The sequence below is a fragment of the Leuconostoc sp. JNUCC 76 genome, from assembly GCF_053667755.1.
In genome coordinates, this window is record NZ_CM132206.1 from 856,508 (window position 1) to 871,227 (window position 14,720).

Genomic DNA, 14,720 nt, shown 5'->3' on the forward strand with positions numbered 1-14,720 from the left:
ATGTTAGAAAACAATTTAATTACGGAATTTACTCAGCGTGTTATCAAACAATCAGATTACACAAATGAAGATGCAATCTACTTGGGAAACCAAATATTAGGCATGATTGGTGAATCAAATTATGAGCATGTAGCAAATGATCAAGATGTTTCGAGGTTATCTACGTTAACACTATTAGATAAGTTGGTAGCAATTGCTGCAGATAACGGCACATTACAAAATAGAAAAATAAATGCTGATATACTAGGGGCACAACTAATGGATTATTTTGTGCCTCGTCCTTCACAAGTTCGACAAATTTTTTGGCAACATTACGAGCACGCTCCACGCGAGGCTACTGACTATTTCTTTGATTTATCGAAAAGAAGTAACTATATCAAGACGCGGGAAATTAGTCAAAATTTATCTTACCCAGTTGACACCGAGTATGGTCAATTACAAATTACAATTAATCTCTCGAAGCCTGAAAAAGATCCGAAGGCAATTGCAGCAGCACTGAAAAATCAAACACAACAACAGGAACAATATCCTGCCTCTCAGTTAGCAAAAGAGAATGAAGGCTACTGGGGTCGTTTGGATTATGCTGCTCGGTCGAATCATCGTGTCATTCCAATAGCTTTAGGTAATGAAACTTGGTATTTTCAATATTCACCGTATGCCTATTTTAATGAACATGCAATTGTGCTATCAGAAAATATTCGACCAATGCACGTTGATCAGGAAAACTTAGCTAGACTGTTAGAATTTGTTACTAAATTTCCAGATTACTTTATTGGATCTAATGCAGATTTGCCAATTGTGGGTGGTTCGATATTGTCCCACGATCATTTTCAAGCAGGACGCTATGACTTACCAATGGCAAAAGCAACATTGAAGGAAAGTTTTCAGATTTCAGATGTGAATCTGTCAGAAGCGGGGGTATTAAACTGGCCAATGACCGCAATCCGTTTAATTGATTCAGACACTGACAAGTTACTCGTAGCGGCTGGTAAAGTAATGAAAACCTGGGGAAATTATGACGATCCAAATTTGTTTATTCAATCTCATAGTCAAACGGGTGAAAGACATCATACGGTTACTCCAATCGTCCGATTCCGCAACAACAAATATGAAGTAGACCTTGTGTTACGAGACAATAATACGTCGTCTGAGTTTCCAGATGGTATTTTTCATCCTCACCCAGATGTACAACATATAAAAAAAGAAAACATTGGACTAATAGAAGTGATGGGTTTGGCTATTTTGCCACCGCGTTTAAAAAAAGAACTTGCAGAAGTCGAAGCATATCTTCTGGGAAATACGGACTCTGTGGCTTCAAAATATAAGATATGGGCCGATAAATTAAAACATGAAGAAACTGTTAATGCTGATAATGTAACGGAAGTGGTGGAGCAAAGTGTTGGTCAAATTTTTAAAAGAGTTCTTGAAGATGCTGGCGTTTTCAAAAATTCTGAAGCAGGCCAAGCTGGTTTGAAAAAATTTATTGAACAATTGACCACTAATTGGAAACATGAATAAAAATACAAGTTATTACTTGTATTTTTTATTTTATCCGCAATGTAATCTGACTTTGATTATCATATAAAAAAATGATAACATTGCAATGAATTGTACACTAAAGATAATCGACAAAGGGGGATAGCGTGGGTAACAATGAATGGATTGGCATCGAAAATGCTCATCAAAATAATTTAAAAAATATTTCAGTCAGTATTCCAAAACATCAGTTAACAGTTTTTACAGGTGTATCTGGTTCTGGGAAGTCAACCTTAGTTTTTGACACTTTGGTTGCGCAGTCAAGACGTGAATTAAATGATACTTTCTCGAGTTATGTGCAACACATTTTACCAAAATATGGTAGGCCTGCTGTAGATAACATTACTAATTTGCCAATAGCAATACCAATTGAACAACGAAAAATGTCGGGTAACGTTAGGTCGACAGTAGGAACGTATACTGAAGTATATACATTCTTACGTTTGCTATTTTCTCGAATAGGCCAACCTTTTGTTGGTTATTCAGATGCCTTTTCTTTCAATCATCCCCAAGGAAAATGTGAAGTTTGTGATGGCTTAGGTTTTACTAAGAAAATTAATTTGACATATCTTGTTGATTTTAATCAATCACTTAATGAAAATCCAATTGATTTTCCAACTTTTGGAAATGGTGCTTGGCGTTGGAAACGTTATGCCTATAGCGGCTTATTTGATTTGAATAAAAAAATAAAGGATTATTCTAAAGAAGAACTAGATTTATTGTTGTACGCACCGCAGCAAAAACTAGCTTCTCCTCCTGAAAAATGGCCAAAAACTGCCTTATATGAGGGTTTGTTACCGAGAATTAAGCGAAGTATTATTAATACTGATGAGGGGAAAAGGCATAGAAAGCAACTTGAAAAGTTTGTATCCACTGGTATTTGTCCAACTTGTCAGGGTTCCAGATTGAATGCGAAGGCGCTGAGTTGCAAAATTGATGGACATAATATTCGTGACTTAGTTGCAATGTCGTTGGACGAATTACAATTATTTATTCAAAAAATAAAAAATCCACTGGTTCAGGATGTTAAAACACAGATTGATAAACGCCTAGATGCTTTAATTACGATTGGTTTAGGTTATCTTAATTTAGCAAGAAGTACAGATACGCTATCGGGTGGCGAAGCGCAAAGAATCAGAATTGCTAGGCACATCGCAAGCTCGTTAAATGATGTGATGTATGTCCTAGATGAACCTAGCTCAGGCCTACATCCAAAAGATATTGAACGACTCTATAAATGTTTGAACGTCTTAAAGAATCAAGGGAATACGATTATTTTGGTGGAACATAATCCATTGTTAATTCAACGAGCCGACTATATTATTGATGTTGGTCCGGGTCCTGGAGTTAATGGTGGCAGTATTCAATTTTCGGGAACATACGATGAGTTTTTTAAAAGTGATACGATTACCAGTATTGCTCTGCGTCAAAATGATAAATTGGATAATCATACTATCAAAAACTTCAAAAAATGGCTTTCTGTTAAAGATAAAAATTTAAACACAGTACAAAATGTTTCTCTAAAAATGCCACTCAATGCTTTGACTGTTTTATGTGGTGTGGCGGGATCGGGTAAATCGTCTCTAGCACAAATAGTAGCGTCAGAATTGATTCAAAAAGGAATTGATGTTATCAATATTTCGCAAAAGAACATTGGTATTAGTCTTAGGTCAACACCACTGACTTACTTAGATATTTTTGATGATATTAGGAAACTATTTGCCAAAGCAAACTCAGTTAGTCCATCGTTATTTAGTTACAATTCAAAGGGCGCTTGTCCGCGCTGCAAGGGGAAAGGCGTTATCGTTAATGATATGTACTTTATGGACGATGTCGTTTCTGAGTGTGAATTGTGTCACGGACAACGCTACAATCAGAAAGCATTGCAATATGACTATAAGAATAAGACAATTGTTGACATATTGTCTATGACAGTGAGCCAAGCCGTTGACTTTTTTAGTGGTATTGCACGAATAGCTACTGGTTTGCAGGCAATCTGTGATGTGGGTCTTGGTTATTTAAAATTAAACCAATCTTTGAGCACATTGTCAGGCGGAGAGTTGCAACGGATTAAGTTATCGAGCTACTTACAAAAGAAGAGTAGTGTTTATGTTATTGATGAACCAACGAATGGGTTACATCTAAGAGATATTGACCATTTGCTCGAGCTTTTCGATAAGCTTGTTGCTAGAGGAAATACGATTGTCATTATTGAACACAGTTTGAAAGTCATTCGACAGGCTGATTGGTTGATTGAGATGGGACCCGAAGGCGGGAAGATGGGCGGTAAAGTTGTTTTCTCCGGCACAATCGATGATTTAAAAAAATCAAATGATGCAATTACAAAACCATATTTATAAACAGAGATGCATATAAAAAGCAGAAAAATATGATTTATTTTTCTGCTTTTTATATTTAGCTATTTATTCGATAAAAATTCTTTTATAGCATTAAATCCTAATTGTCGATTACCCGCTTGACAATGTTGATCACCACCAGATGCCTTGTCAAACATAATTGATTTGACGGAAGCAGCATTAATTAATTTGCTATCAATTTCTACTAAGCGACTACTTGGAACATATTGATCATTTTCGCCAGCTAGCAACAGAACATCTTGATTAATAAGTGGCATAATCGGCTCCATATTATATTTTTGGAACTGTTTTAATAGTTCGTAAGGTGATTGAACGCCAACGTTTTCCATACCCTTATTAATTTTCCAATTTAAATCTAGATCATTGGCTATCATATTTTTTAACATAAGGTTAACTGTTTTGGCATCTTTAGCAGCTAGTAGTTGTTCGATTTTAGTAATTTGATCATAGGGCATTCGAATACGTAATGCATCAAAGAAACTATAGAAAATATCAAATGCGACAACTTTGTCCAATCGTTTTTCAAAGGCAGCGGCACGCATAACTAAATATCCACCTAATGACATACCAACTGCACTAGCTCTTTTAAGGTTGAAATAATCTAATATGACGCTTACCGGATTTTCCCAATTATGTATCAGGTGAATTCCTTGACGTAACGCAGTTCCTTGCCCCGGACCATCAAAAACATAAATATTATAATCAATTCCCTTCAAGAATTTTGACATTTTGACCATCTCTTCCATGTATGAATCGTACCCGGCAAAAAGCAATAGATTCTTAGTGGCGTTTGGTGTGACTAGTTTTACAACTGGTAAATAACCGTTTTCATAAGGTACTTGATATCTTTCGTATTCAAAGTCGTTGAACCCTTTATAAAAGTTTTCTCGATACTTTTGATAAGCATTTTCATCTCGGGGATCCTCAGGCGACAAATAAAACTCAGAAGCCTGATAATAAGTTGATGCGATAGAAAAATCATCATCTTGTTCTCTTGCAATAGCTTTATCATTCCAAGCTTTGAACCAAGACTCTTCATCTTTTAATTGGGGAATGATACTTTTTAAGTCTTCCTGTACTTTTTGATCATCCTCGTATTCATCATTGATGAATCGGTTGATTTGCAGATTGAATTGTTCGTTTTTAACATATTGTTTAAACATATTGTTTCTCCTTCTTTTAAGTACATTTTGACATGATGAAGGTAAAATACAACTGGCAAAAGCGGTAATAAAGAACGATATCATACTGAAAAAAGAAAACAGTATGATATTATTGATGTATAAATAGGGGGTTAGCATTGTGTCAAAAGACAAAAGGGTTATCAAAACAGAGAAATTGATTACTAAAACGATGATGCGGTTGTTGGCGACCACGAGTATTTCAAAGATAACTGTTAAAAAAATTTGTGATGAAGCTTTGATTAGTAAATCAACTTTTTATGATCACTATGTCGACAAGTTTGATGTCATTGACAAGGTTGTTGATGAGTACGCTATGCAGTTTAATTGTGAAATCCAACAAAGATTTGAAGCAGTGCAGCAGAAAGATACCTTTGAAATCTTTAACAAAATTATTAAAGATATGGCTAACCAAGATAGTGATCTATTGATTTTAATGTCGCTCGAACACGATGTACATAGTGTTCAAGATTGTTTTCACAAAATATTATACGATAATGCCCACTCTTTCTTGTCAAAACAAAAAATGAATAATCGTTTTTCAGTTGCTTTCTTGTCCCAAATTTATGCTGATCTTGCATTGACTTCAATTTCTTTTACGTTAAAACATGCTGAGAACAAAAATCTTCTTGAAGAGCAATCTGATTTTATGAATTTAATGCAAGAGGTGATTATTTCTAACGTTAAGCAGTAAATACCCATTCTTAATTTATATAAGTTTTAATTGTGTCACTAATATGCTTTACATATTAGTGACATTATTTTATACTACTAGTATGTTAAACATACTAATTGAGAGGATACATCATGAAACAAAATATATCCAGTCAGATGTTAAAAGGTATTCTTCAAGGAATCATGTTAATGATTTTGGCAAAACGGCCGGATTATGGTTACGGTATTAGTAAACAAATTAATGAATATGGCTTAGAAGATATCCCGAAAGGAACTATTTATCCTTTATTAACAGCCATGGAAAGACGCGGATTAATTGTAGGGAAAATGGAAGTATCACTAGATGGGCCGGATCGTAAATATTATTTTGTTACATCAGAAGGAGAGCAGGCAAAGCAAAACTTTATGCAAGAATGGCATTTTTTAAAGCATGCTGTTGACAAGCTAGTAGAGGAGAATAATCAAGATGAAAACCAGTGAAATGATTGAGGCAAATAATCAATTACGAGTACAGTTAAATACAAAAAATAAAAATTTTTATGAAAATATATTAGTTTACATTAGAATTGGAGGGTTAACACGTGATGAAAATAAAATGGAAGTGCAACTTCTGAACATATTACAAGATATAATTGACGCCCAAAATGATGGCTTAACTGCAGAAGAATATTTTGGTAAAAATCCTAAAGAACTTGCGGATGAAATTTTGTTGGCAATGCCATCTAATATTTGGGAAGGCGTCAAGCTAGCGTTATACATTGTGGCAGCTTATATAGGTTCATCTTTTTTGCCGTCTTTAATGACTGCAGGAACACCTTTGGATGTTGGCGCACTCGTACTGTGCGGGATATACTCAATTATTAGCGTTATTGTAGTATTGAAGTATGTTGCTTCAACAATATATACAGCTAATCGAAAAATGAAGAATAAGTATGCCAAGATTTTTGTATTGTGGTTTACAATCAGTTTATTGTTTGCACCCTTATTTATCATAAAAACGTTTGTACACACACCAATTCAAATAAGCTTAGATGGATGGATTGGCATTATAGTTATTATAATTACCTTAATTATTGGCCTTGTCTTCTTTTTTCGACAGAAAGATAAAACTTTTGGCTGGCCAGTTGTCATTTTTTTAGCTGGTGCAGGAATAATGGGTATTGTCACACGAATACCAGCTTATGGTAATTCATTGCTACATACAAAAAATGGTCGATATTTAGTAGCTGGAATAACTACAATATTGTTTATTTTATTTTGTCTATTCAATATTATCGCAGCTAGAAAATTAGCAAAGCAAACAAAATAAAAAAGTACTGACTGATGTGTAAAGTTCATATCTATCAGTACTTTTTTGTCGACATAAATTGTTTTGGGGATGTTCCTGTTAAACGTTTAAAGGTATGGGAAAAATGTGTGTAATCTTTAAAATTAAGTAACGTTGAAATATCGATTAAGGATAGTTGTGTTGAAAGTAATAAACGTTTTGCTTCTTCAATTTTTGCTTCAATAATGTATTGTTTGAGTGTTTGATTTGTTTCTTTTTTGAATCGTGTGGATAGGTAGTTTTGACTATATTTGAATTGTTTGGCAATATCTATAATAGATAAATTCTCATAGATATGGATTTGAATATAGGTTTGTATTTCAAATACTAAGTGACTTAATTTTCTATACTTCAGGGTTTTGACCAAATTAGCAAAATTGAGGAGAATATTTAACCGAACGTTTTGATTAATGATGTCTTCAACAGTGGTATATTTTTCAATTGTATTTATCCATTGATCAGACAATAAATAAGCTTTTTTTTCATTCACACCAGCTTGAATTACTTCACGTGTGGCTAAGGTTGCTACAATAATGAGCATATTTTTTTCATGACGTAATCGATTATTCTTCATTGCTAAAAATGATTCGTGCTCATTTTTAACCTGAAATTGTTTGTAAGCATTGATGACAATTTGTTTATCACCAGTTTTGATAGTGCTTAGTAATGCTTGTTCATCTAAATAACTGTGATGCGTTTGTAAACGAGAGGAATACTCTAACAAACTGATACCATCATCTGGAGCTTTAATGTTAATTGTCCCATTATTCTTGGGAATTTCATTATATATTATTGCTAGTATTGCACGGTATTTTTGATAGAGATTCAACAAAAGATATGTTGAAGAGTTGCTTTCTGATAGGGTAGGTTTACCATATAGAAACAAGTGATATGTTTTTATTGAAAATATGGCCAAAATCCCATCATAGTGAGAAGAATCAGAATGTACAATTGGATAAAATAGTGGTGAAGAGGAATTTTCCAAAAGAGCTTTGTGAAAATGTAGTTGATTGTTAAGTTGATTTAAGAGATCTTCATCACCAAATATCACATTATTGTGTGTGTCTTGCATAAATATTTTGTCAGTGATTAATTCTTGAATTGCTTTTAAAGTTTCTGCTAACATAATTAACCCCGTTTTTAACAAAAAAAAGTTAGAAAACACAATTTTTTTTTCAACTGAAGACTTATTATTTCATTATAGTAAGCGCTTACAAAAAAATCAACCTAAAGTACTCATCTACTTTTTAAAGGAAGGTATCATGATGGATAATCACATGAGTAAAAAAAATGATGTTTTGTATAATGGTTTGAGCAAATTATATAGAATACGTTTTGTTGTGAGTTTTTTCCTCTTCTCATTCTTATGGATGGGAGCCCTAGCAATTATTGCATCAGTTCTCTTGCCACAACATTTGAAAAATTTAGTTGGAGCTACTAGCTCTGTGGCAATTTTTGGTGTTTTGAATGCTGTAACAGCTATTTCATCGTTAGTTTCCAATCTAATATTTGGTAATTTTTCAGATCGTACCCGCTCAACATTTGGGCGTAGAACACCATGGATTTTTGTAGGAGGTATTCTTGGTGGCGCTTCTTTATTTTTAATGGGTGTTCTAAATAGTATTTGGCTCATTGGATTTTTCTACTGTCTAGCCATGTTTGGTCTAAACATGATGATTGCTCCAGCAATATCGACATTGTCTGACCGTGTTCCAGAAAGTTTGCGGGGCACAATGTCAGCATCAATGTCAGCAGGAACCACTGTTGGTAGTTCCGTAGGCGTGTTGATTGGCGCGTTATTTATTACAAGACAGTTACCCGGTTTTGCACTAGCAGGTATACTAATGGCAGTTTCTGGGATTTTGACAGTTATTGTTTGGCCACGTGAAGAGTCTTCGAAGAGTATGGCTCCTGTTAATAACAGTTTTAAGGATATCTTAGAATCATTTCGGCCACCTATTAAGGGTGCGAGAGACTTTTGGTTAGCATTTATAGGGCGTAGTCTACTTATTTTCAGTTACTACATGATTTACAATTATCAGCTCTATATTTTGCAAAGCTACATTGGATTAAGTACTACATCGGCTGCTGCAACAATTTCAGTGATGTCAGTAATTACTTTGATTGTTGCATTAGTTGGTTCATTTGTATCAGGAATTATATCTGATAAAATGGGCCGGAGAAAGCTGCCAGTTATTATAGCTTCTATCCTGATGGTGATTGGTTTCTTGCTTCCATGGGTGCTTCAATCAACATTCTCAATGATGCTGTTTGCTGGTTTTGCTGGATTAGGCTATGCCATATATGGTGCCGTGGATCAAGCATTGAACATTGATGTCTTACCTTCAAAAGAAACTGCGGGTAAGGATTTAGGAATTTTGAACATTGCCACAACGCTGGGTCAAACAGTTGGACCCATTGTAACCAGTGCGTTAGTAGTTATGGGTGGTTATGGTTATGTGTTCCCAACTGCCATTGCTTTTGCATTAATTGCCTGTGTATTTATCCAAATGATTCGTTCAACAAAATAATGATAAATCAAAAATTCTGGAGGAAAAATGAAAGTTAAAATACAAAAACGTCAAGATGAGACAAAAATTAATCCACGTTTACATGGTCAGTTTATTGAATTCCTCGGTAATGCCATAAATGATGGTATTTGGGTTGGGAAAGAAAGCAAAATTCCAAACATTAATGGTATGCGATTAGATGTCATTAATGCCTTAAAAGAAATTGAACCACCAATCATAAGATGGCCTGGTGGCGTGTTTGCCGATCATTACAATTGGAAAGATGGTGTAGGCAAAAAAAGGAAAAAGGTATTTAATGAAGGATTTGGAACATACAGCGTTGAAACAAACGAATTTGGAACAGATGAGTTCTTAGAATTTGCATCACTGATTCACTCTGAGCCATGGATTAATATTAATTTGTTGACTGGGTCTGCTCGGGAAATGTCTGAATGGATGGAATATATTAATCGTAAGCAAGCAAGTTATTTATCACAAAAAAGAAAGAACTCAGGTCATGAAGCACCTTATAATGTGAATATTTGGGGAATTGGCAATGAAGTTTGGGGTGGTGGCGGCATGATGACCCCTGAGCAATACGTTGCTGATTACCGAAAATTTGCAACTGCGGCACCAACGTTTGCATTGAATCAGTTTTCAGAAGATTCGAGATACTTTATTTTAAGTGGCGCGGATGCTAATAAGCCAAAAGAGCGTCGTTATTGGACTAGCAGTGTGATGAGAGAATTAGCAAAGGCTCGTCCACCGAAAGTTGATGGATATGACTTGCACTGGTATAACTGGTACTTAGGGAAAGAGTTTTCTGCATCAGCAACAGATTTTAATGCCGATGACTGGTACCAAGTAATTAGTGGTGCAATGGAATTAGAAGACATACTTAAAGAACAATATGATTTGATTCAGGATGGTTTAGATCAAATGCCAGAGCCTGAAGGAGAGTTTGATCAAAAACTAGAAAAGATTGATTTGATTTTAGGTGAATGGGGTAATTGGTACGGAAAAGCCTTTTTCGAAGAGAAAGCATTGTATCAGCAAAATACAATGCGTGATGCGATAACAACGGCAATCATTTTAGATATTCTTCATTCTAATGCTGACAAAGTTAAAATGGCTAGTATGGCACAAACAATTAATGTATTGAATGCATTGATATTAACTGATGGTAAAAAATTTGTACTAACACCAGTATATGATATTTTCAAAATGTACAAAGTGCATAGAGGTAATGATGTCTTAGATGTTAATGTAGCAGATCAGAGTAGTGATCACATTAAGCTCTTTGCATCAATAAAAGATAAAATAATTTATTTAAATGTGATTAATTTTGACCTGACTGAAACAATTAATATCAATATTGACCTACCTGGTCAGGTAAGTCGTTATCAAAGGGAAGAATTAGCAGCCAATGACATGCATGAGACGAATACGTTTGAGAATCCCAATCATTTGCGTTCATCGATTGTGGAACAACATGATGATGTTTCTTCGAATGAGCTGTCAAATATTGACATAAAACCAATGTCAATTTCTGTCTTTAAACTTGAATTAAGTTAGGCGCACATTAAATGAAAAATTTGAAGTAATTAGTATCTTTCAAAAAAGATTGAGACAGGTGTCTCAATCTTTTTCATGTTAAAATAACGTGAACAGGAGGTCGTGTATGGTAACAATACAAGATATCGCAAATAGAACTGGTGTGGCGATTTCAACAGTATCACGTGCTTTGGGTGATTCACCTAAAATCAGTTTAAAAACTAAAGAGCGTATTAAGAAAGTGGCACAAGATATGGGATATACACCCAATTTTGCTGCGCGAAACTTAACACAAACTGAAAGTAATACGGTTGGTGTTGTATTTCAACCTCAATCAGAAGGCAATACAGATAATGATTTTGCCATGCAAATTTTATTTGGAATTAATTCTCAATTAATTGCACGGCGATATTTATTAACCACAGCCACAGGCAGTAATTGGTTAGAAGTATTTAATTCGGTGAAAATGATGGTTGAGGCCGGACAAGTAAGGCGTTTTATTTTATTATATACAGTTGAAAATGATCCAATCACAGAACTGCTTAGTGAAAATCATGCGCGTGTTGTGGTTACGGGTGAGCCAGAAAGTGCTACAAATGTTTTGTATGTAGATAACGATAATCGTAAAGCAAGTGCTGAAGCTACTAAGACTTTAGTCAACTATTTTCAATTAAAATCACCACTATTTGTTAGAACAATGGCAGATTGGCGTTTTGAAGAAAATCGCGAACAGGGTTTTCGTGAAGCACAAGAAGAAGGTGATGTTTTATCTTTACCCTTGGAATTCACGCAACAAAAACAGGTTTTACAGAAATATTTTGAGCAACATCAAACGATTGACGGAATAGTTGCTAGTGATGATAAACTTGGTTACTTGGTACGTAATCAAGCACAAGCTCATCTGCCCAGTCATCCTAAATTACCAACAATATCATTCAACTGCTCTGAATACGCCCGCTTGGGAGGGAAAAACTTTTATTCTGTTGATGTCTTACCAAGGACTCTCGGAAGTGAAGCAGTTCGATTGTTATTTAATGACCAGCAATCGCTACTAGAGAGAACTGAAGCTACCAGTGTCATTGTTCCGTATCGTATACCAAAAGTAGGTGAATAGTAATGGCGAACTTAAATGATGTTGCGCGGAATGCCCATGTATCTAAAATGACAGTTAGTCGTGTAATCAACCACCCGGAACAAGTTTCAGAAGAACTGAAAGAGCTTGTAGGGAAAGCAATTCAGGAGGTTGGGTATGAACCAAATCGTATGGCAAAAGCGCTTGTGAATAGGCGTCAGTATGTGATTAGATTTTTACTCTTGGAGGATGTCACAACAGTTGAACCAAATTACGCCAAGTTATTGATTCATATTGCAAATTATCTCCAAGAGAGTGGCTACACGCTCGAAATAAGTACTGATTTAGCTGCCAATACAAACAATATTGACGGGATGATTGTTAGTGGCTGGCGTCAAACAGACTTAGAGAGTTTATCATTAGTGACTGTGCCAATTATTTTGTATGGTGTAGCACCAGAAAATTCATGTCTTTCTTATGTTGACGTTCATAATAAACAAGGAATTGAGATGGCGACGCAATATATGATAGACAGGGGTTATCAGGATATTTGGTACATTGGAATTGCAATTGACTTACCATTTGCTAAACAGAGGGCGTTAGGTTATCGTTCGGTCATGAATAAATATGGTAAGAGTCAAAAAGTTTTTGCGACAGAAAATCATGCCCACTCGGCGGATATATTAATGACGAATATGGTGACAAGTATTCAATCAAATACCGGTTTTGTCTGCGCGACAGATCGTATTGCTTTGGGCGTTGTCAGATCCTTGACACGTATTTATGAAGTGCCAACTGATTTTGGGGTAATTGGATTCGATGGTGTATTTATTGACCAAATTTCCTCACCACAATTAACGACAATTAGGCAACCGCTTGCATTAATTGCAAAAAATTTGGTCAAGGAGATAGTAAACCGAGTTGAGTCTGATGAAGAAAATACCAAAATTGAAGTTAATATTACGCCAGAACTAATTATCCGCGATTCAACGCAATGAAATGATGTTACCGTTAACATCGTGCAAACGCTTCCAAATATTTATCGACTGCTTTATACTGTTCAATGTAAACGGTTACAAAAATAATATTTTGGAGGCAGAAATAATGGATGAAAAGCATAAAGGGCAGGGATTACCTAATTTGCCGCTTAGCACAATTTGGATGTTAAGTTTTGGGTTCTTAGGTGTGCAAATGGCTTTTTCCTTGCAAAGTTCACAAATGGGAAGAATTTTCCAAACATTGGGTGCTGACCCAACAAAACTTGGTTTTTTCTTCATATTGCCACCTTTGGCTGGACTATTTGTTCAACCCTTGGTTGGTTATTTTTCAGATAGAACTTGGACTAAACGTTTTGGGCGACGCATGCCGTACTTGTTAGTTGGAGCGGTAGTTTCGGTTATAGTGATGTTCTTGTTACCAAATTCTGGTAGCTTTGGATTTTCTACAACCGCAGCATTATGGTTTGGTGCAATAACGATTTTATTTATGGATCTTAGTTCAAATGTAGCTATGCAACCCTTTAAAATGGTTGTTGGTGATATGGTTAATGAAGATCAAAAATCATACGCCTATTCTATTCAGAGTTTCTTATCAAATACAGGTTCCGTACTAGCCACAATTTTTCCGTTCTTGTTAACAGCAATTGGGGTTGCTAATACCGCTGGCAAAGGACAGGTTCCAGCTTCGGTTATTATTTCCTTTTACGTTGGTGCAGTTGTATTAGTTGTCTTCTCACTAGTTGCGGTATTCAACGTGAAAGAATACGATGACGGAACTTACGAGCTTTATCATGGTTACGCATTAAACACGCCAAATGATAATAATGGTGGGTTTCTAACTTTATTGAAGCGCGCACCAAAAACATTTTGGATGGTTACTGTGACACAATTCTTTTGCTGGATGGCTTTCCAATATTTGTGGACATACGGTACAGGCGCAGTTGCAGATAATGTCTTTCGTGCAACCGACCCAACAACAGCAGGTTATCAAAATGGTGGAAACTGGTTTGGCATTTTGTCGGCAGTTTATGCGATAGCTGCCGTACTCTGGTCGTTAGTATTGTCTAAAATTCCGGCTGAAAAAAATAAATTTGGGTATGCTTTGTCGCTGCTATTAGGGGCATCAGGATTCGTTTCAGTTTTCTTTATCCATTCACAATATCTTTTAATTGCATCTTTCATTTTGATTGGTATTTCATGGGCAGGGATGATGGCTTATCCATTTATCATGGTTACTAATGCATTGAACGGCGATCACATGGGTACGTATCTAGGGCTATTCAATGGCTCTATATGCTTACCACAAATTGTGGCGTCAGTTGCAAGTTTTGTTGTATTTCCAGCATTAGGATCACATTTTCCATCAATGATCTTGGTTTCAGGTGTTTTGATGCTATTGGGTGCAATCAGTGTTGGTTTTATTAAGGAAATTCATAGTAATCCAGTGAATGCAGATTAATATAGTTAATGAAATAACGTTACCGCAAAG

Annotated in this window: 12 protein-coding genes; 10 read left to right on the forward strand and 2 right to left on the reverse strand. The window is 35.4% G+C overall.

The window, feature by feature from the left end; translation table 11 throughout:
* Together galT and JNUCC76_RS04285 are read left to right on the forward strand one after the other, a co-directional pair.
* A complete protein-coding gene (gene galT, locus JNUCC76_RS04280) occupies positions 1-1,518 on the forward strand; it encodes a UDP-glucose--hexose-1-phosphate uridylyltransferase (RefSeq protein ID WP_454156095.1) in 1,518 nt (505 codons plus the stop codon).
* A gap of 125 nt (positions 1,519-1,643) precedes the next feature.
* Positions 1,644-3,896, forward strand: coding sequence for an excinuclease ABC subunit UvrA (locus JNUCC76_RS04285; RefSeq protein ID WP_454156097.1), 2,253 nt, complete (start codon positions 1,644-1,646; stop codon positions 3,894-3,896).
* Between the two features lie 59 nt (positions 3,897-3,955).
* Here JNUCC76_RS04285 and JNUCC76_RS04290 read toward each other — a convergent pair whose 3' ends face one another.
* Positions 3,956-5,077: an alpha/beta fold hydrolase gene (locus JNUCC76_RS04290; RefSeq protein WP_454156098.1), complete on the reverse strand. Its 1,122-nt coding sequence runs from the start codon at positions 5,075-5,077 to the stop codon at positions 3,956-3,958.
* A gap of 139 nt (positions 5,078-5,216) precedes the next feature.
* Here JNUCC76_RS04290 and JNUCC76_RS04295 point away from each other — a divergent pair, with 139 nt between their 5' ends.
* The 3 genes from JNUCC76_RS04295 (at position 5,217) to JNUCC76_RS04305 (ending at position 7,079) form a co-directional block, all read left to right on the forward strand.
* Positions 5,217-5,789 carry a TetR/AcrR family transcriptional regulator gene (locus tag JNUCC76_RS04295; protein WP_454156099.1) on the forward strand — a complete coding sequence of 191 codons (573 nt, stop codon included), beginning with the start codon at positions 5,217-5,219 and terminating at the stop codon, positions 5,787-5,789.
* Positions 5,790-5,902: 113 nt separating this feature from the next.
* Positions 5,903-6,250 (forward strand): PadR family transcriptional regulator, encoded by a 348-nt coding sequence (locus JNUCC76_RS04300; protein WP_260342222.1) that lies wholly within the window; start codon positions 5,903-5,905, stop codon positions 6,248-6,250.
* Positions 6,237-7,079 (forward strand): DUF1129 domain-containing protein, encoded by an 843-nt coding sequence (locus JNUCC76_RS04305; protein ID WP_454156101.1) that lies wholly within the window; start codon positions 6,237-6,239, stop codon positions 7,077-7,079. Before JNUCC76_RS04300 ends, JNUCC76_RS04305 begins: the two co-directional genes overlap by 14 nt.
* A 34-nt stretch (positions 7,080-7,113) precedes the next feature.
* Here the strand turns inward: JNUCC76_RS04305 and JNUCC76_RS04310 are convergent, their stop codons facing one another.
* Positions 7,114-8,223 (reverse strand): helix-turn-helix domain-containing protein, encoded by a 1,110-nt coding sequence (locus JNUCC76_RS04310; RefSeq protein WP_454156103.1) that lies wholly within the window; start codon positions 8,221-8,223, stop codon positions 7,114-7,116.
* Positions 8,224-8,374: 151 nt separating this feature from the next.
* Here JNUCC76_RS04310 and JNUCC76_RS04315 point away from each other — a divergent pair, with 151 nt between their 5' ends.
* From JNUCC76_RS04315 to JNUCC76_RS04335, 5 genes are all read left to right on the forward strand, one after another.
* Complete coding sequence (locus tag JNUCC76_RS04315) at positions 8,375-9,628, forward strand: MFS transporter (protein WP_454156105.1); 1,254 nt, start codon at positions 8,375-8,377, stop codon at positions 9,626-9,628.
* A gap of 27 nt (positions 9,629-9,655) precedes the next feature.
* Positions 9,656-11,182: an alpha-L-arabinofuranosidase C-terminal domain-containing protein gene (locus JNUCC76_RS04320; RefSeq protein ID WP_454156107.1), complete on the forward strand. Its 1,527-nt coding sequence runs from the start codon at positions 9,656-9,658 to the stop codon at positions 11,180-11,182.
* 106 nt (positions 11,183-11,288) lie between these two features.
* A complete protein-coding gene (locus JNUCC76_RS04325) occupies positions 11,289-12,275 on the forward strand; it encodes a LacI family DNA-binding transcriptional regulator (protein ID WP_454156109.1) in 987 nt (328 codons plus the stop codon).
* 2 nt (positions 12,276-12,277) lie between these two features.
* Positions 12,278-13,231, forward strand: coding sequence for a LacI family DNA-binding transcriptional regulator (locus tag JNUCC76_RS04330; RefSeq protein ID WP_454156111.1), 954 nt, complete (start codon positions 12,278-12,280; stop codon positions 13,229-13,231).
* A gap of 106 nt (positions 13,232-13,337) precedes the next feature.
* Positions 13,338-14,690 carry an SLC45 family MFS transporter gene (locus tag JNUCC76_RS04335; protein WP_454156113.1) on the forward strand — a complete coding sequence of 451 codons (1,353 nt, stop codon included), beginning with the start codon at positions 13,338-13,340 and terminating at the stop codon, positions 14,688-14,690.
* Positions 14,691-14,720 lie beyond the last annotated feature (30 nt).